The sequence below is a fragment of the Streptomyces sp. NPDC008163 genome (assembly GCF_042956885.1).
Taxonomy (GTDB): Bacteria; Actinomycetota; Actinomycetes; order Streptomycetales; family Streptomycetaceae; genus Streptomyces; species Streptomyces drozdowiczii_A.
Window position 1 is genome coordinate 182,332 of record NZ_JBIBHG010000001.1, and the last position, 24,617, is coordinate 206,948.

At 71.3% G+C, this 24,617-nt stretch carries 25 protein-coding genes; 8 read left to right on the top strand and 17 right to left on the bottom strand.

What is annotated here, in order from left to right:
* The first annotated feature begins 172 nt into the window (after positions 1-172).
* The 4 genes from ACFZAT_RS00865 to ACFZAT_RS00880 all read left to right on the top strand — a co-directional run bounded on the left by ACFZAT_RS00865 (position 173) and on the right by ACFZAT_RS00880 (position 4,137).
* On the top strand, positions 173-1,426 hold the full coding sequence (locus tag ACFZAT_RS00865) for an outer membrane lipoprotein carrier protein LolA (protein ID WP_391258252.1): 1,254 nt from the start codon (positions 173-175) through the stop codon (positions 1,424-1,426).
* 75 nt (positions 1,427-1,501) lie between these two features.
* Positions 1,502-2,482: an ATP-binding cassette domain-containing protein gene (locus ACFZAT_RS00870; RefSeq protein WP_391258254.1), complete on the top strand. Its 981-nt coding sequence runs from the start codon at positions 1,502-1,504 to the stop codon at positions 2,480-2,482.
* Complete coding sequence (locus ACFZAT_RS00875) at positions 2,469-3,356, top strand: ABC transporter permease subunit (protein WP_391258257.1); 888 nt, start codon at positions 2,469-2,471, stop codon at positions 3,354-3,356. Before ACFZAT_RS00870 ends, ACFZAT_RS00875 begins: the two co-directional genes overlap by 14 nt.
* A 193-nt stretch (positions 3,357-3,549) precedes the next feature.
* Positions 3,550-4,137: a TetR/AcrR family transcriptional regulator C-terminal ligand-binding domain-containing protein gene (locus tag ACFZAT_RS00880; protein WP_391258260.1), complete on the top strand. Its 588-nt coding sequence runs from the start codon at positions 3,550-3,552 to the stop codon at positions 4,135-4,137.
* A 24-nt stretch (positions 4,138-4,161) separates the two neighbouring features.
* Here ACFZAT_RS00880 and ACFZAT_RS00885 read toward each other — a convergent pair whose 3' ends face one another.
* From ACFZAT_RS00885 to ACFZAT_RS00895, 3 genes are all read right to left on the bottom strand, one after another.
* A complete protein-coding gene (locus ACFZAT_RS00885) occupies positions 4,162-4,968 on the bottom strand; it encodes a Cof-type HAD-IIB family hydrolase (protein ID WP_391258262.1) in 807 nt (268 codons plus the stop codon).
* Positions 4,969-5,048: 80 nt separating this feature from the next.
* Entirely contained in the window at positions 5,049-5,498 is a 450-nt protein-coding gene (locus ACFZAT_RS00890) for a hypothetical protein (RefSeq protein ID WP_391258265.1), read from the bottom strand.
* Between the two features lie 71 nt (positions 5,499-5,569).
* Positions 5,570-6,496, bottom strand: coding sequence for a zinc-binding dehydrogenase (locus ACFZAT_RS00895; RefSeq protein WP_391258268.1), 927 nt, complete (start codon positions 6,494-6,496; stop codon positions 5,570-5,572).
* Between the two features lie 87 nt (positions 6,497-6,583).
* On the opposite strand from ACFZAT_RS00895, the gene ACFZAT_RS00900 reads away from it, so the two are divergent.
* Positions 6,584-7,048 (top strand): MarR family transcriptional regulator, encoded by a 465-nt coding sequence (locus ACFZAT_RS00900; RefSeq protein WP_391258270.1) that lies wholly within the window; start codon positions 6,584-6,586, stop codon positions 7,046-7,048.
* On the opposite strand, the gene ACFZAT_RS00905 is transcribed toward ACFZAT_RS00900, so the two are convergent.
* From ACFZAT_RS00905 to ACFZAT_RS00915, 3 genes are read right to left on the bottom strand one after another with little or no spacing between them, the layout of a single operon-like run.
* A complete protein-coding gene (locus ACFZAT_RS00905; RefSeq protein WP_391258273.1) occupies positions 7,045-7,254 on the bottom strand; it encodes a DUF397 domain-containing protein in 210 nt (69 codons plus the stop codon). The two genes, ACFZAT_RS00900 and ACFZAT_RS00905, sit on opposite strands and share 4 nt — an antisense overlap.
* Positions 7,255-7,277: 23 nt before the next feature.
* On the bottom strand, positions 7,278-7,487 hold the full coding sequence (locus ACFZAT_RS00910; RefSeq protein ID WP_391258275.1) for a DUF397 domain-containing protein: 210 nt from the start codon (positions 7,485-7,487) through the stop codon (positions 7,278-7,280).
* Entirely contained in the window at positions 7,484-8,320 is an 837-nt protein-coding gene (locus ACFZAT_RS00915; RefSeq protein WP_391258278.1) for a Scr1 family TA system antitoxin-like transcriptional regulator, read from the bottom strand. Before ACFZAT_RS00915 ends, ACFZAT_RS00910 begins: the two co-directional genes overlap by 4 nt.
* Positions 8,321-8,425: 105 nt before the next feature.
* Between ACFZAT_RS00915 and ACFZAT_RS00920 the strand changes: the two genes are divergently transcribed.
* Both ACFZAT_RS00920 and ACFZAT_RS00925 read left to right on the top strand, forming a co-directional pair.
* Positions 8,426-8,665 carry a hypothetical protein gene (locus ACFZAT_RS00920; protein WP_391258280.1) on the top strand — a complete coding sequence of 80 codons (240 nt, stop codon included), beginning with the start codon at positions 8,426-8,428 and terminating at the stop codon, positions 8,663-8,665.
* 340 nt (positions 8,666-9,005) lie between these two features.
* Positions 9,006-9,524, top strand: coding sequence for a hypothetical protein (locus ACFZAT_RS00925; protein ID WP_391258282.1), 519 nt, complete (start codon positions 9,006-9,008; stop codon positions 9,522-9,524).
* A 91-nt stretch (positions 9,525-9,615) separates the two neighbouring features.
* Here the strand turns inward: ACFZAT_RS00925 and ACFZAT_RS00930 are convergent, their stop codons facing one another.
* Genes ACFZAT_RS00930 through ACFZAT_RS00940 form a run of 3 tightly spaced genes read right to left on the bottom strand, consistent with a single transcriptional unit; the run spans position 9,616 to position 13,871 of the window.
* Positions 9,616-11,196 carry a nickel transporter gene (locus ACFZAT_RS00930; protein WP_391258284.1) on the bottom strand — a complete coding sequence of 527 codons (1,581 nt, stop codon included), beginning with the start codon at positions 11,194-11,196 and terminating at the stop codon, positions 9,616-9,618.
* A 3-nt stretch (positions 11,197-11,199) separates the two neighbouring features.
* Positions 11,200-12,462 carry a tetratricopeptide repeat protein gene (locus tag ACFZAT_RS00935; RefSeq protein WP_391258286.1) on the bottom strand — a complete coding sequence of 421 codons (1,263 nt, stop codon included), beginning with the start codon at positions 12,460-12,462 and terminating at the stop codon, positions 11,200-11,202.
* Positions 12,459-13,871 carry a DUF4331 family protein gene (locus tag ACFZAT_RS00940; RefSeq protein ID WP_391258288.1) on the bottom strand — a complete coding sequence of 471 codons (1,413 nt, stop codon included), beginning with the start codon at positions 13,869-13,871 and terminating at the stop codon, positions 12,459-12,461. Before ACFZAT_RS00940 ends, ACFZAT_RS00935 begins: the two co-directional genes overlap by 4 nt.
* Before the next feature lie 370 nt (positions 13,872-14,241).
* On the opposite strand from ACFZAT_RS00940, the gene ACFZAT_RS00945 reads away from it, so the two are divergent.
* Positions 14,242-14,940, top strand: coding sequence for a hypothetical protein (locus ACFZAT_RS00945; RefSeq protein ID WP_391258291.1), 699 nt, complete (start codon positions 14,242-14,244; stop codon positions 14,938-14,940).
* A 202-nt stretch (positions 14,941-15,142) separates the two neighbouring features.
* Here the strand turns inward: ACFZAT_RS00945 and ACFZAT_RS00950 are convergent, their stop codons facing one another.
* From ACFZAT_RS00950 to ACFZAT_RS00985, 8 genes are all read right to left on the bottom strand, one after another.
* The gene (locus tag ACFZAT_RS00950) at positions 15,143-15,601 is read right to left on the bottom strand and encodes a VOC family protein (RefSeq protein ID WP_391258294.1); all 459 of its coding nucleotides are present in this window, start codon (positions 15,599-15,601) and stop codon (positions 15,143-15,145) included.
* Positions 15,589-16,593, bottom strand: a complete 1,005-nt coding sequence (gene rarD / locus ACFZAT_RS00955; protein ID WP_391258297.1) for an EamA family transporter RarD — start codon at positions 16,591-16,593, stop codon at positions 15,589-15,591. Before rarD ends, ACFZAT_RS00950 begins: the two co-directional genes overlap by 13 nt.
* 117 nt (positions 16,594-16,710) lie before the next feature.
* On the bottom strand, positions 16,711-17,571 hold the full coding sequence (locus ACFZAT_RS00960) for an NmrA family NAD(P)-binding protein (RefSeq protein WP_391258300.1): 861 nt from the start codon (positions 17,569-17,571) through the stop codon (positions 16,711-16,713).
* A 155-nt stretch (positions 17,572-17,726) separates the two neighbouring features.
* Positions 17,727-18,785: a thiamine pyrophosphate-dependent enzyme gene (locus ACFZAT_RS00965; protein ID WP_391258302.1), complete on the bottom strand. Its 1,059-nt coding sequence runs from the start codon at positions 18,783-18,785 to the stop codon at positions 17,727-17,729.
* Entirely contained in the window at positions 18,778-20,724 is a 1,947-nt protein-coding gene (locus ACFZAT_RS00970) for a 2-oxoacid:acceptor oxidoreductase subunit alpha (protein WP_391258304.1), read from the bottom strand. Before ACFZAT_RS00970 ends, ACFZAT_RS00965 begins: the two co-directional genes overlap by 8 nt.
* A 242-nt stretch (positions 20,725-20,966) precedes the next feature.
* The gene (locus ACFZAT_RS00975; RefSeq protein ID WP_391260145.1) at positions 20,967-21,626 is read right to left on the bottom strand and encodes a LuxR C-terminal-related transcriptional regulator; all 660 of its coding nucleotides are present in this window, start codon (positions 21,624-21,626) and stop codon (positions 20,967-20,969) included.
* A 150-nt stretch (positions 21,627-21,776) separates the two neighbouring features.
* Positions 21,777-23,132 (bottom strand): sensor domain-containing protein, encoded by a 1,356-nt coding sequence (locus ACFZAT_RS00980; protein WP_391258306.1) that lies wholly within the window; start codon positions 23,130-23,132, stop codon positions 21,777-21,779.
* Positions 23,133-23,292: 160 nt separating this feature from the next.
* On the bottom strand, positions 23,293-24,489 hold the full coding sequence (locus ACFZAT_RS00985) for a sensor domain-containing protein (protein WP_391258308.1): 1,197 nt from the start codon (positions 24,487-24,489) through the stop codon (positions 23,293-23,295).
* Positions 24,490-24,617: the final 128 nt, after the last annotated feature.

Consider the following 24,617-nt stretch of genomic DNA (forward strand, 5'->3'; position numbering starts at 1 on the left):
CCGCCGTCATACCGAAGAGGTACACGAGGTTGCTCCCGGGGGTTGACGCTTCGGGCCGCCCGATTTGGTCAGATGGAGAACAACCACTCCTGACCAAAACGGGTGAGAATGGCGGCACGGAGTGGACGAGTGCATCCCGACGGAAGCCGCCGACCACGGAGGTAGGGCACACATGGCACCGAACGACAGCGCGGAGACCAAAGGCACGGCCGTCCGGAGGCCCGCCGGCCGCCGCAAGGCCGCGCGCTACATCGTCCCCGTAGCGGTGGCGGGGGTGGCGGCCGCGACGATCGGCCTGGTCCCGGCGCTCGCCAGCTCGGGCGACCCCGATCTGCCGAAGATCACCGCTCAGGAACTCATCGAGAAGATCGCCGCCTCGGACACCGAGCAGTTCTCCGGCACGGTGAAGATCAGCACGGACCTCGGCATCCCGTCCATGGGCGGCCTGGCCGGCTCCTTCCTGTCCGGCGCGGCCGAGGGCGGCGACGGCGGCAAGGGCGGATCGAGCGCCGACCCGCAGAGCAAGCTCACCGAGCTGGCCTCCGGTACGCACACCCTCCGGGTGGCCGCCGACGGCCCCGACAAGCAGCGCCTGTCCGTCCTGGACCAGGCCTCCGAGTACAGCCTCATCCACAACGGCGACGAGGTCTGGGCCTACGACAGCGGGTCCAACGAGGTCTTCCACGCGGACGGCAGGGGCAGGGGCGAGGCGCCGCACGGCAAGGCTCCGCACGGCAAGGAGCAGGCCGCTCCCGAGGGCGTCCCGACCACGCCGAAGGCGCTCGCCGAGGAGGCTCTGAAGGCCGCCGACGGCACGACGTCCGTCTCGGTGGACGGCACCGCGCGGGTCGCCGGGCGCGACGCGTACCGTCTGGTCCTCAAGCCCGAGCAGAAGGGCTCCACGGTCGGGTCCATCACCGTCGCCGTGGACGCGGAGAACGGCGTGCCGCTGAAGTTCACGCTGCAGCCCAGCAGCGGCGGCAAGGCGGTCGTGGACGCCGGTTTCACCTCGGTCGACTTCGGGAAGCCCGCCGCGTCCTCGTTCGCCTTCACCCCGCCCAAGGGCGCGAAGGTCACCGAGGCCGACGACGCGAAGGCCAAGGGCCACGAGAAGTCGCGGGGCGGCCTGGGCGCGTTCGAAGACGCGGAGGGCGCCGGCGCCCCGAAGGTCATCGGCAAGGGCTGGAACAGCATCGCCGAGTTCAAGACCCCCGGCGGCGCGGCGCTGCCCTCCGAGGCGTCGAAGGACGTCCCGGCCGAGGCCCAGCAGTTCCTGGACGCGCTCGGCGACAAGGTCAGCGGGAAGTTCGGCTCGGGCACGGTCTTCAAGACCCGCCTGATCAACGCGCTGATGACGGACGACGGCCGCGTCTACGTGGGCGCGGTCACCAAGGACGCGCTGGTCGCCGCCGCGAACGCGGGCTGACGCTCCTGACGCCCGCCCCGCCGTGCGTGTCGCGCGGCGGGGCGGGCGCGACCGTACGACCAGTGGGGAGCACGCATGGCAGGGCCCGACGCCGAGCCCATCGGGCAGCCCGGGGCACCCGGCACCGCACCCGTCATCGAGACGCGCGGGCTGACCAAGCGCTACCGGGGCGGCCAGCTCGCCGTGGACGGGCTGGACCTCACCGTGCCCGGCCGCAGCGTCTTCGGCTTCCTCGGGCCCAACGGCTCCGGCAAGACCACCACCATCCGGATGCTCATGGGCCTGATCGCCCCCACCTCCGGCACCGCGAGCGTCCTCGGCCGCCCCATGCCGGACGCCTCGCGCACCGTCCTGCCCGAGGTCGGCGCGCTGATCGAGGGGCCCGCGCTGTACGGGTTCCTGAGCGGCCGGGACAACCTCCTGCGGTTCGACCGGGCCGATCCGACCGCCGACCCGCGCACCCGCACGGCCCGGGTCGGGGACGCGCTGGACCGGGTCGGGCTCGCCCCGGCGGCCGGCAAGAAGGCGCGCGCGTACTCGTTGGGCATGAAGCAGCGCCTCGGCCTCGCCGCCGCCCTGCTCCGGCCGCGCCGGCTGCTCGTCCTGGACGAGCCGACCAACGGCCTTGACCCGCAGGGCATGCGCGAGATCCGCGCCCTGGTCCGGGAGCTGGCGGCGGACGGCACCACGGTCTTCCTCTCCTCCCATCTGCTGGACGAGATCGAGCAGGTCTGCACGCACGCGGCGGTGATGGCCCGGGGCCGCCTCCTGACCCAGGGCCCGGTCGCGGGCCTGGCCACGGGCAGCCACCTGGCCGTCACCACGCCGGACGCGGCGGACGCGGCGCGCGTGCTGAAGGAGCAGGGCGTCACGGGGATCACGGTGGACGGCGACCGGGTCCGCGCGGACGCCCCGCCGGGCACGGTGGAACCGGCCGATCTCAACGCGGCGCTGGTGCGGGCGGGCGTCCGGGTGCGCGCGTTCGGCGTGGAACGGGCCTCGCTGGAGGACGCGTTCGTGGCCCTGACGGGAGAGGGATTCGATGTCGCGAGTTGAAGCCGCACCCGAAACCGTGCCTGCTGGGCGCAACCCCCTCTGGACCCTCGGCATCCTCCGCTCCGAGTTCACCACCACCCTGCGCCGCTGGCGCACCCTCGCGCTGCTCGGCGTGCTGGCCGCCGTGCCCGTCCTGATCGGGATCGCCGTGCGCATCGAGACGGCGGACGGCTCGTCGGCGGGGGCCGGCGGAGGGGGCGGCGGGCCCGCCTTCCTCTCCCAGGTGACCAACAACGGGCTCTTCCTGGTCTTCGCCGCGCTCGCCGCGACGCTCCCCGTCTTCCTGCCCATGGCCGTCGGCGTCATCGCGGGCGACGCGGTCGCGGGCGAGGCCAACGCGGGGACCCTGCGCTATCTGCTCGTCGCCCCGGCCGGCCGGACGCGGCTGCTGCTCGCGAAGTACGCCGCGACGCTCGGCTTCTGCCTGGTCGCGACCCTTGTCGTGGCCGCGTCCGCGCTGGCGGTGGGCGCGCTGCTGTTCCCGGTGGGCGAGGTCACGACGATCTCGGGGACGACGATCGGCTTCGGCGAGGGCCTGGTGCGTGCGGGGGTCGTCGCGGTCTTCGTGGCGGCGTCCCTCACCGGCTTCGCGGCGCTCGGGCTGTTCGTCTCGACGCTCACGAACAGTGGCATCGCGGCCATGGCGGCGACGGTCGGCGTGCTGATCACCGTCCAGATCGTGGACACCATCCCCCAGCTGAGCGGGGTCCACCCCTACCTCTTCCCGCACTACTGGCTGTCCTTCGCGGACCTGCTGCGGGAGCCCGTCTACTGGGACCAGCTGCTGAAGAACCTCGAACTTCAGGGCCTGTACGTGGCCGTGTTCGGCTCTGCGGCCTGGGCCCGGTTCACGGCGAAGGACATCACCGCCTGACCGGGAGCCGCGCCCGTACCGTCGGCCGGCGAGCCGTCCCCCGATCGGCTCGTCGCGGCACGAACGGCACGAACGGCGCGGAAAACAGAGGGAACGAGCCGACACGGTACGTTCCGTTTCCGCCAGAGCATTGTTCGACTTGTAGCGACTCGCTGTCAATAAGGTTTGGCTCGAACAGTCCTATGCTCACCGAATGACCACATCGCCGAGTTCACTGCGCCGGAGCGAGAGCGCCCGCAGGGCGACCCTGCAAGCCGCCGTCGACCTCTGTACGGAGAGGGGCTACGGGCGGGTCACGGTCGAGGCGATCGCGGCGCGGGCGGGCGTGAGCAAGAAGACGATCTACCGCTGGTGGCCGTCGAAGAGCGCGGTGCTCCTGGAAGCCTTTACGGAGATGCTGGTCTCGGCGACTCCGTTCGTGGACACCGGGGACATCGCGAAGGACCTGCGCACCCACCTCACGGGCGCGGTGAACGTCCTCGCCGTACCCCCGTTCGGCCCGGCCTACGCGGGCATCCTCTCGGAGCTCCACCACGACGACCAGCTGGCCGAAACGGTTCGCACGCAGCTGATCGAACCCCGCTTCAACGAGGCGGTCGGCCGGCTGCGGAGTGCGCAGGAGCAGGGCCAGATCCCGCCGGACGCGGACCTGGATCTCGCGGTGGAGATGCTCTACGGCCCGCTGTACTACCGCCATGTGCTGCGCAAGCCGATGCAGGACGCGGAGGACGTGGGAAAGCTGGTGGACCACGTGCTGCGGGCGCTGAGGGCGACCCTCTAGGGCCTCCCAGGGTCTCCTGGTGCCTCAGCCGTAGAGGCGTTCCAGCACGACCGCTATCCCGTCGTCCTCGTTGGAGAGCGTCACCTCGTCGGCCGCCGCGCGCAGCTCCGGGTGGGCGTTGCCCATGGCGACGCCGTAGCCGCAGCTGCGGAACATCGGCAGGTCGTTGGGCATGTCCCCGAAGGCGATCGCGGTGCGCGGGTCGACGCCCAGCTCCTCGGCGGCGAGCGCGATCCCGGCACCCTTGTCGACGCCGTACGGCTGCAGCTCGACGGTCCCGGGGCCCGAGTGCGTCACCGTCGCGAGGTCTCCGACGACCGCGCGGGCCTCGGCGGTCAGCGCCTCGTCGCTCAGCTCGGGGTGCCGGATGAGCACCTTGATCACGGGTTCGGCCCACAGCTCGTCCCGGTGCCGGGTGCGCTGCGCGGGGAGCGTGGCGTGCGGCAGCCGGTAGCCGGGCTCGACGAGCGTGCGCCCCCCGGGCCCGTCCTGGTCGACGGCGGCGAAGACCTGGCCCACCTGAGCCTCGATCTTCCCGAGCGCGGTCCCGGCCGCCTCCCGGTCGAGCGTGACGGCCCGCACGGTGCGCCGCGCCCCGGCGTCGTACACCTGCGTCCCCTGCCCGCAGACGGCCAGCCCCTCGTACCCGAGCCCGTCCAGCAGCTCCCGTACGCCGGGCACGGGCCGCCCGGTGACGACGAGGTGGCGGGCGCCGGCCGCGCGGGCCAGGGCGAGCGAGGCGCGGGTGCGGGGGCTGACGGTGTCGTCGCCGCGCAGGAGGGTGCCGTCGAGGTCGGTGGCCACGAGGGCATATGCGGGTGGGATGGGCATGGGAGCAAGCGTAGGTGCCCGTTTCCGGAGCCTCGGCGGAGTTGTGGCGGGGCGGGGGTGTGGGGTAAGGCGTGTGCGCCCTACCAGGGCGGGCGGGTGTCGCGGAGCGCTTCCGGGGTCTGCTCGGGCAGCTTCTCGGGGCCGTCCGTGCGCAGCAGCATGCCGGGGTCGGGCTCGAAGTCCTCGTTGGGCGGTGCCGGCTGGTGGAAGCGCTCGGTGCGCGGAAGGGGGACCTCCACGAGTCGGCCCTCCTGGAGCATCCACAGCCCGAAGCAGTCGTCGTCCTGGTCGCGCAGCAGGACCTGCACCGTGAGCGGATACGGCCACGGCAGCGACTCCAGGTGCTTGAGCAGGCCCTTGCGGGCGCGCACCTTCTCCAGCTCCAGGGCCCACCCGATCCCGTAGCCCCAGTGGCCCACTATCGGAACGAAGCGGCCCCGCCACGTTCGTTCCGGATCGTCCCTGGTCAGGGGTTCCATCACTTTGTGCGCCCAGCGGGCGAGCACGATGACCTCGGCGTCTCTGCTCATGGCGAAGTATCACGGCACCCGCCTGTTCCACCGCAACGGAATTCCTCAACCTGCCGTCGCGTGAGGAGCTTTTAGGGGACGGTGAGGACGACCTTGCCCTGGTTGGCCCGGTCCTCGATCGTCGCGTGGGCGAGGGTCGCGTCCGCGAGGGGGTGGGTCGCGTGGACGGCGGGGCGGAGGCTGCCCTCCGTGTGCAGGGCCCAGAGCTCCGCGATCCAGGCGGCGTACCGCGCGGGCTGGGTGCGGGCGATGTGGGCGACCTGGAAGCCGATGACCGACTTGCCGCCGACGAGCAGGTCGTACGCCTCGATCGTGCCCCCGCCCGAGCTGTACGCGACGAGCCGGCCGCCGGGGGCGGTTGCCCGGACGGCCCGGGGGAGGAGGTCGCCGCCGACCGCGTCCAGGACGATGTCGCAGGGCTCGCCCCAGCTCTCGTCGGCGTACGTCACCACCTCGTCGGCGCCCAGCGACCGCACGAAGTCCGCCTTCGCCGGATCGCCCACGGCCGCGACGACCCGGGACGCGCCCCGGAGACGGGCGAGTTGGAGCGCCAGGTGCCCGACGCCGCTCGCGGCTGCCGTGACGAGGACCGACTCGCCCTTCTCCGGCCGCGCGGACTCCAGCGCCCCGAGCGCGACGACCCCGCTGCGGACGAGCGCGACGGCGTCCTGGGCGGTGGCCCCGGCGGGGACGGCCGACGCCATGGCCTGGCTCAGCAGGGCGTATTCGGCGTACCCGTGCCCGAAGCAGAGACCGGTGACCCGGTCGCCGACGGCGTGCGCGCCCGCGCCGTCCCCGAGCGCCACCACCTCCCCGGCGATCTCGCCGCCGAGCGGGATGGGCTGCGCGCTCTCGCGGACTTTGCGCACCACCGGGAGGGTGACGCCGACCGCCTCGACCTTGACGAGGAGTTCGCCGGGGCCGGGCGTGGGCACGGGCACGTCCTCCTCGAACAACACCTCGGGCCCGCCGCTGTGTTCGTACCGAATGCGCCGCATGGCGATGACCTCCGACCGGCCGGGGTTCGTTGGGAATCCCAACGGTATGCGGAAAGTCGTGGGGAAGTCCAACGATTCCTGGATACGATGCGAGGCATGGCAGACAAGGCAGCAGCGACGACGGCCCCGAGCCGCATCCGCCCGCTCCCGAGCTGGCTCCTGGGCCGGGCGGCCGCGCGGGGCCGGTCCCTGGTGGCGGATGCGCTGGCCGCGCACGGCATGAAGATGTGGCACCACGTGGTGCTCGCAGCGGTCGAGGACCTGGAACCCGTCGCCCAGGCGGACCTGGGCCGCGCGGTCGCGCTCGACCCGAAGGACCTGGTCGGCATCCTGAACGACCTTCAGGAGGAGTCCCTGATCGTCCGCGCCCCGGACCCGAAGGACCGCCGCAAGAACGCGGTCAGCGTGACGGAGGCGGGGCGCCGCCGCCTGGAGGAGTGCACGGCGGCCGGCGACCGCGCCAACGCGGAACTCCTGGCCCCGTTGACCCCGGACGAGCGGGTCCGCTTCCTGGACATGCTGCGCCGGATCAGCGGGGCCGGACGAGCCTAGACCGCGCCGAACCCGCCGCCCTTGACGCCCGCCACGAAGGCGGTGAACGCGGCGGCGCGGAGGGGGAGGGCGGGCCCGTCCGGGACCTTGGAGTCCCGGACGGGGATGGTGCCGGTGGTGGCGGCGAGGTTGGTGGCGACCGAGACGCATTGGCCGCCGTTCTCGCTGTACGACGAGGTGCACCAACGGGGGGATTCGGTGGCCATGGGGCTTCCCTTCGTAGGGCGGATCAGAGGGTGTTGAACCCGCCGTCCTTGATGCCCGTCACGAAGGCTGCGTATGCGTTGGCGCGGAGGCCGAGGGAGGGGCCGGTCGGGTTCTTGGAGTCCCGGACCGGAACGGTGCCGGTGGCCGGAACCAGGTTGGTGGCGACCTGGACGCACTGGCCGCCGTTGTCGCTGTACGAGGAGGTGTACCAGCGGGGGGATTCGGTCGTCACGATGTGCCCTTTCGTAATTGCCTGATCATGGCCACGGACGCCTCTTGAGACAGCGCTACGGCCTGAAGCTGATGGTAGGCCGTCAACACCGGCAGTACGGACGTGCTTTCACGGTCTAGATGACCTTGAGTTTGGGACTCGGCGTAGCAGACCACGGACCGATCCGGAAGGGTCAGGAGAGTGACGGGCAGATTGAAGGTCCGACGTTCTCCTATCTCGTACGGGGCGATCTGGAGCAGCGTGTTGGGCAGCTCGGCGAACTCGATCAGCCGCTCCAACTGGGCGTCCATCACGGCCGAACCGCCCACGGGACGCCGGATGCAGCTCTCGTCCAGGGTGACGAACAGCATGGGCGGCTTGGGGCGCACAAGGGCTGCCTGCCTTTCCGCCAGGACCGCGACGCGCTCATCGGCTTGCTCCTGGGCGATTGCTCCGCGCTGCACCGCGCTGTTGGCCAGCACCCGTGCGTACTCCGGGGTTTGAAGCAGGCCCGGGATGATCCCGATCTCGTACAGCCGGAGTTCGACTGCCCGCCCCTCGTGTCCCACGTACTGCGGGAAGCCCTCCAGCAGCGATCCGTTCCGGATCTCCCGCCACGCGCTTTCGAACGTGTCAGTGGTTTCCTGGATGCCGAACGCCGCGTCAGCTTGGCGTGAGAAACGGAGCGTTGGCATCTTGCGACCAGTTTCCACGGCCGAGATGTGCGTACTGGAGTAGCCCGTGCGTTCGGCCAGGTTCTCCTGTTTCCACCCCCGACCCTCGCGCAAGCTGCGGATACGCGCGCCGAAGGCGGCCTGCGGGCTGCTGTCCGGCTCTAACTCCTTGCGGTTCAAGGGGCGTCACCGACCTTTCGTTCGCAAGTGACACGTTGAACAGGCCCTGACTCTAGGCCACGCTGAGTCCGCTTGGTAGTGGAATGACTACGGAGAGGAACATCTATGCCCGTAGAGGAGCAGGTTCCGGCCATCGGAACGATCGTCGTGGACGTGGGGCGCTGGGAACAGCCGCTGGTGGGGGAGTTCCGAGGGGTCGCCGGCCCCTACTGGACCCTCCGGTCGCCCAGGGGCGGCACCGAGTGGGAGGTGCGGCCCGAGCACACCCGGGACGCGACCCCCGCCGAACGGCTCGCCGCGCGCACCGCGAGGGAGAACGCGCGGAGCCGGGGCGAGGTCGCGTGAGCACGCCGGGGGAACCCGAACCGTGCCGCACGTGCCAGGAGTTCGACCTCGCGGAGGCCGTCGCCCGGAGCGAGCGGGACGGGAGCCGGGAGACGGACGCCCGGGTGCTGCGCAGGCGGCACGTGGAGGCGGAGCACGCGGGGATCAGCCCCACGTCTTCCCGGCGGGTTCCTTGATCGTGCGGTTGATGCGGTTGACGAAGGGCGCTTCCGGCCGGCCGCAACCTACGGCCGGAAAGATCGTTTGTCCCACGGTACGAGGGCCCGCCTGCCCAGTCATCGAGGCGGAGGGCTCTCCGTGCCGGAGTACGGACAAAGTGTCGAACCCAGAGGAGCCAATCTTGTTTGCCTGGACGTCCATTCTTACGCGCGGTGCCGTGTCGCTCTGCGCGAGCGCCGCACTGGTCACGGCCGTTGGCGCCCCGGCCGGAGCCGACGTACCTGCCGTCGGTACGACCTTCCAGATCAAGACGGCCTTCGACGGTGCCATGCTGTGTGTCTCCTCAAGGGAAGCCGACGCGATCACGTACGCGCTCGTCCCGTGTGACAGCACGGACTCGGCACAGCGGTGGCAGCTGACTCCCAACGGCTCAGCCATCAAGAGCCTGTCCACCGGGAAGTGCCTGGCAAGCGGATCGATCGAGCGGTCCCTCTGCCGCAGTCCCTACGGCCACGCGTGGCAGGAGGACAAGAACGGCCGGGTCTCCCGCCAGGAGGACAACTCCATCACCAGGACGTACTGGTCCCCGTTCAAGCACAACAGCCACGGGAACGTCCTGGGGTTCCAGGTACGCGGCAACGGCACGACGCCTGAGCAGGCCGGCTTCTTCGCCTTCGACCCGATCGCGAACCCGCGGTAGAACCCAGGCACACCACCCGCCCGCCCGTCCGGGACCGAACGTTCCACAGCCCCGGACGGGCCTACCGCGCAGCGCTGTCGAACCCGCTCTCTCAGAGGGTGAGGACGCTTCGCAGGGTGAGGCCGGTTCCTACGGTGAGGACGGCGAGAGCGGTGAGGAGGGTCGTATACCGGGTGTAGCGGCGCAGGGAGGGCAGGCGGCGTTCGCCCAGGGCGACCATTCTGGTTCCGCTGCCGGAGAGCAGCAGGCCGGCGGCGGTCAGGGTGAGGGCCATTCCGGCGCCGTAGCCGATGACGAGCAGGACGCCGAAGTACGTGCGGCTGAGTGCGATGGCGCCGAGCAGGACGACGAGCGCGGAAGGGCTGGGTACCAGGCCGGCCGCGAGTCCGACGCCGAGGAGGGCGGGCAGGCCGGTGCGGCGCGCCGCCCCTCTTTTGTGGGTGTCGGCCTCGTGCGTGTGGTCGCTGTGGTCGTGTGAGTGGCCGCTGCCGTGACTGTGCGCGTGCGCGTGCGCGGCGTGCGCATGGGCGTGGTCGTGCTGGTGTGCGTGAGTGTGTCCGTGGTGCCAGTGAGCCGGTGGCCGTCCGGTTCGCAGGGACCGTACCGCCGTTGCCGCCAGCACCATTCCCAGGACCGCGATCAGCGCGCCGCTGAGTGCCCCCAGCCATCCGAGCAGCCGCTCGCCGACGAGTCCGCCGCCCGCGGTGAGGATCAGGCCCATGGCCAGGACACCGGCGGTGTGGGTGGCCGTGACGGTTGTTCCGACCGCGAGCGCGGCGCGGAGGCCGCCTTCCCGGCGGGCCAGACAGGCGGCGACAACGAGTTTGGCGTGGCCGGGCAGTGCCGCGTGGCCCGCGCCCAGGAGCAGGGTCAGCACCACGGCGAGGAGCCCCATCGGCCAGGTGAGATCCCGGCTCGCCGTCAGAGCGGTGAGCCGGTGTTCCAGTGCCGGGAAGAGCACGGCGCCGCGGTCCGCGGCCTGAGCCGCCGCGTTCTCACCCGGCGCCAGCGCCCCGGGGGCTCCGTGAGCGGCGGTTCCGTCCGCCGCCGGTTCCGTACGCAGTTCCGCCCCGACCACCTCCAGGGGTGGTTCGTCCCCGGCACGGGGATAGTGGCGCAGCACGTCACTCGGGCTCTTCGTGGGAACCGACGATTCAGCCAGCCGTACGCCGCCATCGGCGACGGCGGTGACCTCCTTCCAGCCGGTCCGCGACGCATCCGCTCCCGAGGTGAAGGAGACGGTGGTGCTCCGGGAGAGGTCGGCGTCGGCCCCCAGGGCGCAGGTCAGCCGGGCGACGGGAAGTCCCGCCGCCCCCTTCCCGTACGTCAGGGTGGAGCGGCCCACCGTCCAGACGATGGGCTCGTCGCCCACCGTGACGCGGGTGCGGTCGGCGAGCCGGGAGCACCGCTCGGCCGCCCGGCCCGCCGCTTCGGCCGGGGAGATCATGCCGTTGTGATCGGTGTCGGTGGCTTCCCAGTCCTGCGCGGTGGGGATCTCCGCGCTGTCGACGACGGCGGTGTCCTGGATCCGGTCGTGCGACATGCGCAGGCCGTCATGGTGGTTGACGCTGAAGTTGCCCAGCGGGTGGGCGTGGGCCATCGGTGCCGAGGCCAGACCGAACAGCACCAGCACAGGCACCGCGACGGTCGCCGCACGACGTGGAACATTCATCGACTACTCATCCGGGTCGGGGCGGTACAGGGAGAGGAACGGGTTCAGGGCGGCGGACTCGCGTAGATGACGGGTGCCTTCCGGCAGGGCGAGTGCTCGCTCGATCGTGCCGAGGTGGTGGAGGAACAGGGCGTTCTTCCATCCGGTCGCGACGGCCCGGCGGGCATAGGTGAGGGCCTCGGTGTTCCGCCCAGCACGGTGCAGCGCCCATCCGAGTGCGTCGGCGACGATGACGCTGTGCGCGTGCTTCCACTCCCTGCGCGCGAGCTCCACCGCCACGTCCGGGTCGTCGTGGTCGGCCGCGTAGAGGATGAGATGGGGGTCGACCGGGCCGTCGTCCGCGTCGGCCATCCGCAGTTGCGCGGACAGGGCGGCCTTCTCGCTGCCCCGGCCGGACCCGTCGGCCTCTCGCCGAAGGTCCAGCGCCTCCAGCAGGAACTGGGGCGACGGCGTCCGTTCGGCGAGCCGTGAGTACAGCGTGAGTGCCTTACTCGTGTACCCACGTGCGGCAGCCACCCGGGCGATCCCGGACATCCCGTAGGGATGGTCGGGTACGGCGGCCAAGGCGCGCTGGTAGTGCTGTTCCGCCCGGTCCACCTTGCCGAGTGACCAGTCGAGGTCGCCCAGGCGGGCTTCGGTGAAGGCTCGTTCGTCCGGTGAGACCGCGCTGTCCCGTGCTCTCTGGAGGGCGATGGCCGCGTCCTCGGGCCTTCCGTTGGTCTCCAGGTCGTAGGCGGCTCTGCTGTAGGCGGCGGTGGCCGGGGCGATGTCGAGCATCCGCTGTACGGCGGCCCGCGCCTGGGGATAGTGCCCGAGCTGGATCTCGGCATCCGCCAGTACGGCGTACCCGTCGGCCCGGTCGGGTGCCATGCGGGTGGCGCGCAGTCCGTACGCGCGCCCCTGACTGAACTCGTGCCGGGCGTTGGCGAGCAGTCCCTGGCCCGTCACGGCACCGTAGTTGTCCGTGGGGTCCAGGGCGAGGGAGCGGTGCAGTGCCTTGTCGGCGCCGTCGAGCCGACCCGCGTCGAGGGTGGTACGGGCCTGTTCGATCTCGGCGCGCGCCAGGCCGGCCCAGACGGCCGGGTTCTCGGGGTATGCCGCGGTCGCCCTGCGGGCGGTGTCGACCGGGTTGATCCGGGCGTCGGGGGCGGCCGCGGGCGGGGCGGCGGTCCGCGGCCGGGGTGTGCCGGGACCGAGGTAGACAAGTCCCGCCACACACCCGGCCACGGCCGCCGCCCCGCCGGCGGCGGTGATCAGACGCCTCACGGGCCCGCGTGCGGGAGGTTGATGTACGGGAAAACGCTCTGGGCGTCGGCGGGTTCGAGGCCGACGACCGGCTTCGGGAGCAGCCCCGCGGCGGACGGCCCGGCGGGCTCGCCCTCCAGCATCCGGATCAGCGGCACGTCGATGTTGTCGTTGAGCCGCCGCCCGTTCGGGAATCCCTGCGGATCCCCGTCGAGGACACCGAATGCCTTCGGGTCGGTGCTGACGGGAGTACTGAGGTTCAGGCGCAGTTCCTCGGCGAGCACGATGCGCGTGACATCGGCGTCGGCGTTCATCGCGTGGGTGTTGAGGTCGAAGCCGAACCCGGCCCCGTTGTCCTTGCCGATGCCCTTCATGAAGAGGGCCTGGATGTCGTGACGCGGGGTCGCCGGCGCTGGACGGCCCTGTGCCCGCTCGATCCGGTGCGGCGGTACGGGGTCGAGCGTCACGGCCAGGAAGTCCTTCTCCAGGTGGTCGTCCTTCGGCGCGCGGGCCTGATAGCGGTCCTCGGGCCCGCCGGGTTCGGCCAGCCCGATGGTGGAGCCGAACAGCGCGAACGCCACATGCGGGGCGCCCTGTCGGGAGACCTGTCGGAAGACGGGTGCCTGCTGCGCGAGGCCGCGCTCCAGGTTCGCGCCCTGCCGGGAGACGGATGCCCACACGCCGACGACCGGATTGCGGTCGGGGTCACCGTTCAGGGCGACCTCGCTCTTGGGGACCTGCAGGACCAGGCTGTTCACGTTCAGCGCCGACAGCGGCTGGGCGTCGGGCAGCCATCCCGGTACCGGGCCGCGGGTGCCGACCGTGTACAGGCCGAATACCTGGGTGTCGACCTTGAACGATTCCGCCGCCTGTGTGGCCACGGTCCGTCCGCCACCGGGAAGTTGACGGACCGCCTGGGCGCGCAGCCTGCCGTAGTCGGGCATCAGCGCCCGGCCCGTGTCGGTGGGGGAGGCGATGGCGTCCTTCAGCAGTGTCCGGACGGCGCCGCCCGCCGCGACTTTCTCCAAGGTGTACTTCTGGCGTACCCGCAGCGACGCGTCGTCGAGCGAGTTGACCGGCAAGGGCCCGACCTTGGGCCCTTGCCCGAAGGGCCTGCGGTCCTCGTCCCTGAAGGTCCAGCGGTAGGTGGTGTCCGCCGCCCCGTCACCATCGGCGTCCGTGTGGATCTCGTACCGGGCTCCGGTCGCGAAGGGGTAGTCGACCAGTGCGTTGGCCGCGGTGCCGGGCACTTGGAAGGGGCGGACGTTCGCGATGAGCGTCACCATGTCCGCGTCTTCCGGGCTGGTGAAGGCATACACGTCGGTCAGGTCCGCCGGGGAGTCGAGCACGGCCGATGGGGCGTCAATGTGCCCGCCCGCCTCGCTGGTTCCCGCGAACTGCCCCGACAGGGCTGCGGCGGTGAGTGCCACCGTGGTGGCGGCCCAAAGAGCGAGCCGCAGGCGATGCGGAGGGCGGGGTGCGGACGTTCTGGGAGTTCCCGGCACGTGTGTTCTCCAAGGGCTGCGAGGGGGCGGAGGTCACCCCGGACAACGCGCGAAGTGATCTTGAGGTGATCGTTGCGCGGCACGCATCCACTCCTCGAATGACTCTTTCCCCCGGACGGCCTAACGGGCGGTTTTCCGCGTCGCACAACCATGCATCCTCGGACATACTCTCCCGGGAAGTCGATCTTCGACCGCGTCGATGCCCGCCGTTGAACCCGGGCGCCCCCGGACCTGTCGGGCCTTCCCGGGGCGAGTTCCGACGCCTTCCTCACCCCTCACAGACTGGAAACGCTCCATGCGTATGCGTGCACTGCGCCGTCTCACCGTCCTCGCCACCGTGACCGCGCTCTCCGTACCGATCGGCCTGGCCTCGGCCGGAGCGGCCGCCCAGCCGCCGGCCCACACCGCCAGGACCGCGGCCGCCGACCCGCTGCCCGGCGCCTACATCTCCCCTTGGGGCGACGCCCACGTGGCGATGAGCGACGAGATGCTGAGCTGGATGGAGCGCGAAGGCATCACCCTGTCGGCCGTGAGCCCCTTCGTGATGGACGACGACAACCGCGGATTCAGCATGCTGATCGGCACCACGGCCGGCGACGGCCTCGACTCCAAGGGGCGCATCTACTACCCCGGTGGCATCGAGTTCCACCACGCCGCATCCGGCAGGACGATCACCCTGACGCCCTCGTACATCCGCGTCATGCCGACCCCCGGCTACTCCGCGTCTGTCGCGGTCGACGGCCACGCGTACTCCGAGGAGATCATGGTCGCCGACTCCGTCTACACCGAAGTCATGACCGGCGCCCGGCCCAGCCCCACCGGCTTCCGCGTGAAGAACGTACGCGGCTACGTCTCCCAGGACTTCGCCGATCTCTTCGCCTCGGTCACCGGAGCCACGCCCCCTCGCGTCGGCAGCCTCTGGGGCACGCTGACGCCCAACTTCGACTACATCCCCGGCAAGGCGCAGCCCGCGCCGTTCCCGACCTTCCCGTAAGCAACCCGGCCCCCAGTGATGCGTCCGCCCCGTCGAGCTATTCGGCGGGGCGGAACGACGGAACGGCCTTTCTTCCCGCGCACCCGCTCAACGCAGGGTGCACGCGGTCCCGGGCGAGGAAGCGTGGAGGACGGGTGGGTGTCTCCCCCAGGTTCGTCGGGGTCGGCCCCTTCCGGGGGCGGCGAACCACCCCGGCCCCTGCTCACTCCACGCAGAATTCGTTGCCCTCGGGGTCCGTGAGCACCGTCCAGCGGCCCCCCGGCTCGTCGACCTCGCGCTCGACCTTCGCGCCCAGGCCGACCACCCGCGCCACCTCGGCCTCGCGGCGCTCCCGGCCCGCGTGGAGGTCGAGGTGGAGGCGGTTCTTGACGGTCTTCGGCTCGGGGACGCGCTGGAAGAGCAGCCGGCGGCCGTGTCCGGCGCCGCTCTCCTCGTCGTACGGGTCGTCGGGGTGCCGGAGCGCCGCCAGGTCGAGCCAGGCGCGGCGGCCGTGCGCGGTGGTGGTGAGCGCTTCGGGTACGGCCCCGGCGCCCAGGAGCTTTTCGATGAGGGGGCTGTTGTCCTCGATCTCGTAACCGAGGGCCTGGGACCAGAAGCCGGCCTGCGCGTGCGGGTCGGCGGCGTCGATGACGACTTTCCACTCAAGGGTCATGACCGGCATTCTGTCCCGGCGCCGGGGCTTTTGCCGGGTGATACGTCGATTCGTTCCGCGCCCGCCGGCGCGGCCGTCGCCGTCGCGGCCAGCCGGGCCGCCTGCGCCTGGGCCCGGTTGCGGCGGGCGGTCCGCAGCGCGTCCCAGGTGAGGACGATCAGCGCCGCCCACACCAGGGCGAACCCGGCCCACCGCTCCGGCGGCATCGCCTCGTGGAAGTAGGCGACGCCCAGCAGGAACTGGGCGATCGGGGTCATGTACTGGAGCAGTCCGATGGTCGAGAGCGGGATGCGGATCGCGGCGGCCCCGAACAGGATCAGCGGCACGGCCGTGACGACACCGGTCGACGCGAGGAGCGCGGTGTGGCCGACGCCCTCGGAGGTCAGCGTCGAGGTGCCCTGCGCACCGAGCCAGATCAGATAGCCGAGCGCGGGCAGGAAGAGCACGGCGGTCTCGACGGTGAGCGATTCCAGGCCGCCCATGTCGACCTTCTTCTTGACCAGCCCGTACGTCGCGAAGGAGAACGCCAGGATCAGCGAGATCCAGGGCGGCTTCCCGTACCCGATGGCCAGGACGAGCACCGCCACGACGCCGGTGGCGACCGCCGCCCACTGCGCCGGGCGCAGGCGCTCCTTGAGGAGGAGGACGCCCATGGCGATGGTGACCAGCGGATTGATGAAGTAGCCGAGGGACGCCTCGACCACATGGCCGCTGTTCACGGCCCAGATGTACAGGCCCCAGTTGACGGTGATCGTGCATGCCGCGACGGCGAGCATCCCCAGCTTGCGCGGCTGCCGCAGCAGCGGGCCGATCCAGGACCAGCGGCGCAGGACCAGCAGCAGGACCGCCACCACGCCGAGCGACCACACCATGCGGTGGGCCAGGATCTCGACCGCCCCGGCCGGTTTCAGCAGCGGCCAGTACAGCGGGACGATGCCCCACATCCCGTACGCGGCGAAGCCGGAGAGGAGTCCGGCCCGTTGCTCATTCGTCCCCTGCACGGGCCCCTCCTGGTGGGTGGCTGTCGTACGACCCTCAACCACATGAAGGTAGCGCCGCCGGGGTCCCGGTGTCATGTCCGTATCGACAGACGGTCATGACACCGGGCGGGGTGCGGGTCAGCGCGCGGCGACCGCGGCGGCGACGGTGTCGGCGACCGGGGTCGTCGGGCGGCCGATCAGGCGGGCCAGGTCGCCGCTGGTGCCGGCCAGGCGCCCGCGCCGGACGGCCTGGTCCACGTCGACCAGGATCGCCGCGAAGCCCTCGGGCAGCCCGGCGCCGGTCAGGATCTCCTGGTGGACGGCGGCCGGGACGTCGTTGTGGGCGATCTCCTTGCCGGTGGCCTTCGCGACCAGCGCCGCGTAGTCGGCGTAGGACAGGGCGGTGTCGCCGCTCAGCTCGTACGCGCGGTTGAGGTGGCCCTCGCCGGTCAGGACGGCCGCAGCGGCGGCCGCGTAGTCGTCGCGGGTGGCGTAGGCGATGCGGCCGTCTCCGGCGCTGGCGACGACCGCGCCGTGCTCCAGGACCGGGGCCAGGTTCTCGGTCTGGTTCTCCGTGTACCAGCCGTTGCGCAGGAAGGTGTACGGCAGGCCGGAGTCCAGGATCAGCTGCTCGGTGGCCTTGTGCTCGTCGGCGAGCAGGAAGTCGGCGTCGGGTCCGCCGAGGATGCCGGTGTACGCGAGCTGGGCGACGCCCGCCGCCTTGGCCGCGTCGATGACCGCGGTGTGCTGGGCGACGCGGCTGCCGACCTGGTTGCCGGAGATGAGGAGGACCCGGTCGCCGGCGTGGAAGGCGTCCGCCAGGGTCTCGGGGCGGTCGTAGTCGGCGATGCGCAGCTCGACGCCCCGGGCGGCGAGGGCGGCGGCCTTCTCCCTGTCGCGGACCACGGCGGCGACCTCGGAGGCGGGGACGGTGGCCAGCAGGTGCTCGACGACGAGACGGCCGAGTGCTCCGGTGGCTCCGGTGACGACGATGCTCATGGGGGGTTCCTCCTCGTTTGTTCGCTTCGTTCTCGCACACCACCTTACGGAATGCGCTAACTAAAGGAAAGTGCGCTGGTCAGCGCATGTAAAAGCGCGCCGGACCCGCCCCTCATGGGCAGGTCCGGCGCGCTCTCGCGTGACGGGCGGAGATCTCAGCCGACGACCGTCCAGGTGTCGTTGCCGGCGAGCAGTGCGGCCAGGTCGCCCTTGCCGTGCCGATCCACGGCGGTGTCGAGCTGTTCCGCCATCGTCGTGTCGTAGACCGGGCGCTCCACGCTGCGCAGGACGCCGATCGGCGTGTGGTGCAGGGTGTCCGCGTCGGCGAGCCGGGACAGCGCGAAGGCTGTCGTGGGGCTCGGGGCGTGCGCGTCGTGGACGAGGATCTGCGACTTGTTGTCCTCGGTGACGGCGACGACCTTGAGGTCGCCGGTCAGCGAGTCCCGTACGACGCCCTTCGCACCGTCCGCGCCGAAGACGATCGGCTGCCCGTGCTCCAGGCGGATCACCGCCTCCTGGGCCTGGTCCTTGTCCTTGAGGACCTCGAAGGCGCCGTCGTTGAAGATGTTGCAGTTCTGGTAGATCTCCACCAGCGCCGTGCCCGGGTGGTCGGCGGCGGCGCGCAGCACGCCGGTGAGGTGCTTGCGGTCGGAGTCGACGGTGCGGGCCACGAATGACGCCTCCGCGCCGATCGCCAACGAGACCGGGTTGAACGGCGCGTCGAGCGATCCCATGGGGGTCGACTTGGTGATCTTGCCCAGCTCGGAGGTGGGCGAGTACTGGCCCTTGGTCAGTCCGTAGATCCGGTTGTTGAAGAGCAGGATCTTGAGGTTGACGTTGCGGCGCAGCGCGTGGATGAGGTGGTTGCCGCCGATGGAGAGCGCGTCGCCGTCGCCCGTGACGACCCAGACCGACAGGTCGCGCCGCGAGGTGGCCAGGCCGGTCGCGATGGACGGGGCGCGGCCGTGGATGGAGTGCATCCCGTACGTGTTCATGTAGTACGGGAAGCGGGACGAGCAGCCGATGCCGGAGATGAAGACGATGTTCTCCTTCGCCAGACCGAGATCGGGCATGAAGCCCTGCACGGCGGCGAGGACGGCGTAGTCGCCGCAGCCGGGGCACCAGCGCACTTCCTGGTCGGACTTGAAGTCCTTCATGGACTGCCTGGTCTCGGCCTTCGGCACGAGCTGCAGCAGTTCGTTCGTCTCAGGCATCGATGGCCTCCTCAAGAGCGGTGGCGAGCTGCTCGGCCTTGAACGGCATGCCGTTGACCTGGTTGTAACTGTGTGCGTCCACCAGGTACTTGGCGCGGATGAGCATGGCCAGCTGGCCGAGGTTCATCTCGGGGACGACCACCTTGTCGTAACGCTTCAGCACCTCGCCCAGATTCCTGGGGAAGGGGTTGATGTGGCGCAGATGGGCCTGGGCGATGGTCCGCCCCGAAGCGCGCAGCCGCCGCACCGCCGCCGTGATCGGCCCGTACGTCGAACCCCAGCCCAGCACGAGGGTCTTGGCCTCTGCGGGGTCGTCGACCTCCAGGTCCGGGACCTCGATGCCGTCCACCTTGGCCTGGCGGGTGCGGACCATGAAGTCGTGGTTGGCGGGGTCGTACGAGATGTTGCCGGTGCCGTCCTGCTTCTCGATGCCGCCGATGCGGTGTTCGAGACCGGGCGTGCCCGGGACCGCCCACGGGCGCGCCAGCGTCTGCGGGTCGCGTTTGTAGGGCCAGAACACCTCGGTGCCGTCGGCCAGTTCGTGGTTCGGGCCGCCCGCGAACTGGACGCGCAGATCGGGCAGCTGGTCGAGCTCCGGGACGCGCCAGGGCTCGGAGCCGTTGGCGAGGTAGCCGTCGGAGAGCAGGAAGACCGGGGTGCGGTAGGTCAGGGCGATCCGGGCCGCGTCCAGCGCCGCGTCGAAGCAGTCGGCGGGGGTGCGGGGGGCGACGATGGGGACCGGGGCCTCGCCGTTGCGCCCGTACATCGCCTGGAGCAGGTCGGCCTGCTCGGTCTTGGTGGGCAGCCCCGTCGAAGGCCCGCCGCGCTGGATGTCCACGATGAGCAGCGGCAGTTCGAGCGAGACGGCGAGCCCGATGGTCTCCGACTTCAGCGCCACACCCGGCCCCGACGTCGTCGTCACGGCGAGCGAACCGCCGAAGGCGGCGCCCAGCGCGGCACCGATGCCCGCGATCTCGTCCTCGGCCTGGAAGGTGCGCACGCCGAAGTTCTTGTGCTTGCTCAGCTCGTGCAGGATGTCCGAGGCCGGCGTGATCGGGTACGAGCCGAGGTAGACCGGCAGGTCGGCCTGGCGGCCCGCGGCGATCAGCCCGTACGACAGGGCGAGATTCCCCGAGATGTTGCGGTAGGTGCCGGTGGGGAACGCCTGCGAGGCCGGCGCGACCTCGTAGCTGACGGCGAAGTCCTCCGTCGTCTCACCGAAGTTCCACCCCGCCCGGAAGGCCGCCACGTTCGCCTCGGCGATCTGCGGCTTCTTCGCGAACTTCGCCCGCAGGAACGCCTCGGTCCCCTCGGTCGGCCGGTGGTACATCCAGGACAGCAGCCCGAGCGCGAACATGTTCTTCGAGCGCTCGGCCTCCTTGCGGGAGAGCCCGAACTCCTTCAGCGCCTCGATCGTGAGCGTGGTCAGCGGCACCGGATGGACGTTGTACGCCTCCAGCGAGCCGTCCTCCAGCGGGTTGGTCTCGTACCCCACCTTCGCCATCGGCCGCTTCGTGAACTCATCGGTGTTCACGATGATCTCGGCCCCGCGCGGTACATCGGCGATGTTCGCCTTCAGTGCCGCCGGGTTCATCGCGACCAGCACGTTCGGTGCGTCGCCCGGGGTCAGGATGTCGTGGTCGGCGAAGTGCAGCTGGAACGACGAGACCCCCGGCAGGGTGCCTGCGGGGGCGCGGATCTCGGCGGGAAAGTTCGGCAGCGTGGAGAGGTCGTTCCCGAAGGACGCCGTCTCCGAGGTGAACCGGTCACCCGTCAGCTGCATCCCGTCACCCGAGTCACCCGCGAAGCGGATGATCACCCGGTCCAGACGGCGGACTTCCTTCTCACCGCTTCCCGCGGCTGCGGACTGGGGGGCGCGCTGCCCCCCTACGAGCGCCTCGTCGGCCTGCTCGGCTGTGCTACTGACCTGGCTGGTCACGTACTGGACCTCCCTCGGACGGCGGCTCGGAACCGTCCGGCCCGCCGGAGGTCCCCCGCTCACCCTACGTCCGTAAGGGTCGCCTTCCTCGGGCAGATCACATGATGGACGGCATTTTGAGACACTGTGATTCTGGATGCTGAGACGTTTCCCGGCGCTGCTCCGTCATGATCCACCAGCCGCCCGGCTCCCCGTCGGACCCGCGCCCGGGGCGGTGGGGCCGTGTCAGGAGTTCGGACGCGTCAGGAGTTCAGATACGTCAGCACGGCGAGCACCCGGCGGTGGTCGCCCTCGCTCGGGGCCAGGCCCAGCTTCTGGAAGATGTTGCTGACGTGCTTCTCGACCGCTCCGTCGCTCACCACCAGCTGCTTGGCCACCGCGGAGTTCGTACGCCCCTCCGCCATCAGGCCCAGCACCTCGCGCTCACGCGGCGTCAGCCCGGCCAGCACGTCCTGCTTCCGGCTGCGGCCCAGCAACTGCGCCACCACCTCCGGGTCCAGCGCGGTCCCGCCCTGGGCCACCCGGACCACCGCGTCCACGAACTCCCGGACCTCGGCGACCCGGTCCTTCAGCAGATAACCGACGCCCCGGCTGGACCCGGCCAGCAGCTCGGTGGCGTACTGCTCCTCCACGTACTGCGAGAGGACCAGCACCCCGATCCCCGGGTAGTCCCGGCGCAGCCGCACCGCCGCCCGGACGCCCTCGTCGGTGTGGGTCGGCGGCATCCGCACGTCCGCGACGACGACGTCGGGCAGCGCGCCCTCCCCGTCGAGGTCGCCGATCGTCTTGATCAGCGCCTCCGCGTCCCCGACACCCGCCACGACGTCATGCCCGAGATCGGTCAGCAACCGGGTCAGCCCCTCCCGGAGCAGTACCGAATCCTCGGCGATGACCACGCGCACCCTGTCCTCCACCACGACGCTGTTTCCCCCACTGCTGCTCGCTCGCCGGCACGGTCCGTACGCCGTCCAGCATCCCAGTAACGGCAGTGACGTCGCGAGCGTTCGCGGGGTTGACCTGAAGTGGTGCCGTGCCGTGCCGTGGATCCGCGGTCAGCCGCGCCAGGGCAGCTCCGCCGTGATCTTCGTCGGGCCGCCCACCGGCGAGTCGACCACCAGGACCCCGTCGACGGCGTCCAGCCGCTCGGTGAGACCGGCGAGCCCGCTGCCCGACGCCGGGTCGGCGCCGCCGCGTCCGTTGTCGGTCACCTGGAGCAGGAGGCGGTCCTCCGTGCGCCACACGTCGACCGAGGCGCGGGTGGCCCCGGAGTGCTTGCTGACGTTCTGGAGGAGTTCGGAGACCGTGAAGTACGCGATGCCCTCGATGGCCTGCGCGGGCCGGTACGGGAGGTCCACCTCCACGGTGACCGGCACGGTGCAGCGCGAGGCGACGGCGGAGAGCGCCGCGTCGAGGCCGCGGTCGGTGAGGACGGCGGGGTGGATGCCGCGGGCGAGGTCGCGCAGTTCCTGGAGGGCGACCTTCACCTCGCCGTGCGCCTCGTCCACCATCTGCGCGGCGGCCTCCGGGTCGTCGGTCAGCTTCTCCTTCGCGAGGCCCAGGTCCATGGCGAGGGCGACGAGGCGGGCCTGCGCCCCGTCGTGGAGGTCCCGCTCGATGCGGCGGAGGTCGGCGGCGGCCGTGTCCACGACGACACCCCGGTCGGACTCCAGCTCCGTGACGCGCTCCGCCAGCCGGGACGGGCTCAGCAGGCCCGCCACCATCAGCCGGTCGACGGTCGCCAGGCCCCGGATCACCCAGGGGGTGACGAGGACGACGCCCAGGCCCAGCCCCGCGGTCAGCGCGAGGTCGACGCCCGAGTCGAGGTAGACCTCGTGCTGGGTGTCCCCGTACAGCTGGATGCCCGAGACGCCCGTGTGCGAGGGCACGAACCAGTGCCACAGCGGGTAGGTGAGCGCCGCCCAGCCCCATGCCTGGAAGGTCAGCGCGACGCAGAACGCGAAGACCGCCCACGGGAAGTGCAGCAGCGCGTACAGCAGGTGGCGCCAGGACACCCCGCTCTTCAGGACCGCGCCGACCCAGGACATCAGCCCGCCCTTGCGGCCGCGCGCCGGAGCCGGATCGGCCACGTCCGCCCGCAGCAGCGCCCGCGCCCGGGTCCGCTCCAGCATCCCGAAGCCCCGGCACATGGCCAGGCCCGCCGCCAGCACCGGAATGCCGAGGAAGGTGACGAGGAGCCCGGCACCCAGCGAGACCATGGTGATCGCGAAGGAGAAGAGCACGACGCTGATCGGCAGGCTCAGCATCAGATAGAGGAACTCGCGCCAGGTCCTGCCCTCCAGCGGCGCCCGCAGCGCGGCCGGCAGGACATGCCGCCGGGCGGGACGGTCCCCGAGGCCGCGCCCCGACCGCCGAGGGTCCAGTGTGTCCGGTCCGTATGCCGTGGCCATGGGGTTCCGTCCGTTTCTTCCGCGTGCGCGAAGGTGCGTGAGGGGCTGCGAAGGTGCGAGCGAGGGGCTGCGAAGGTGCGTGCGTTCTGTACTTCAAGGGTGCTGGGCGGCGGGCCGCCGCACCATGAGGACGGTCGCCGTCTCGGACCGGGGGTTTTCCCTACCCCTTGACGCGCTGTGCGCTTTTCTCCGCGCCCCGGTCGCGCCACGGCAGCTCCGCCGTGACGGTCGTCGGGCCGCCGGCGGGCGATTCGAGTACGAAGACCCCGTCCACGGCGTCCAGCCGCTCGGCGAGCCCCGCCATGCCCGTACCGCCGTCCATCGAGGCCCCGCCCCGCCCGTCGTCGCCGACCTGGATCAGCAGCCGGTCGCCCGAGCGCCAGACGTCGACGGACGCGGCACGCGCCCCGCTGTGCTTGCTGACGTTCTGGAGGAGTTCGGAGACCGTGAAGTACGCGATGCCCTCGATGGCCTGCGCCGGGCGTCCCGGAAGATCCACCCGCACGGTGACCGGCACGGTGCAGCGCGAGGCGATGGCGGAGAGCGCGGCGTCGAGGCCGCGGTCGGTGAGGACGGCGGGGTGGATGCCGCGGGCGAGGTCGCGCAGTTCCTGGAGGGCGATCTTCACCTCGCCGTGCGCCTCGTCCACCATGCGCGCGGCGGCCTCCGGGTCGTCGGTCAGCTTCTCCTTCGCGAGGCCGAGGCCCATGGCGAGGGCGACGAGGCGGGCCTGCGCCCCGTCGTGGAGGTCCCGCTCGATGCGGCGGAGGTCGGCGGCGGCCGTGTCGACCACCACGCCCCGGTCCGACTCCAGCTCCGCGATGCGGCGTTCCAGGTCGTCGGAGGGCGAGAGCAGCCCGCGCACCATGGCCCGGTCCGCGTTGCCCATCAGCCGGGCCGCATAGGGGAGCGCCGGCCACAGGATGAGACAGACGAGCGTCACGGCGAAGGTGAGGATGCCCCACGGCAGCCGTATGAACGAGTAGAGGGCCGCCCGCCAGGCGACCGGGTCGCGCAGGCCGCCCCACAGCCACGCGAAGAACCCGTCGCCCTCGCGGCCCAGGGCCGGCGGGCTCGGCTCGTCGACCACGACCCCCAGCAGCTTGCGGGCGCGGGCGCGTTCGGCGCGCCCGATCAGCCGGGATCCCTGGAGCCCGGCGGCCAGCAGCGGCAGACCGACGACGGTGACCGCGAGGCCCACGCCGACCGCGATCATCAACACGGTGTAAACAAATCCGACGATCGCCATCGGCAGGTTGGAAAGAAGGTGCGCGACCTCCTTCCACGTCCACCGGCCGAAGACGAAGCGGACAGGGGGCGGCCCCTCGTGTGAGGGTGCCTGGGGGCTCGTGGTCATACGCCAAGCCTGCCGGGCGCGCGAGGCGGATGCCATGGGGCTCGTGGGTGAGGTGAAGTAGGGATATCCCCACCCGTGCCCCACCCGTACCGCCCTCGTTCCCCGTTCGTTGCCCGACGCAACTGCTT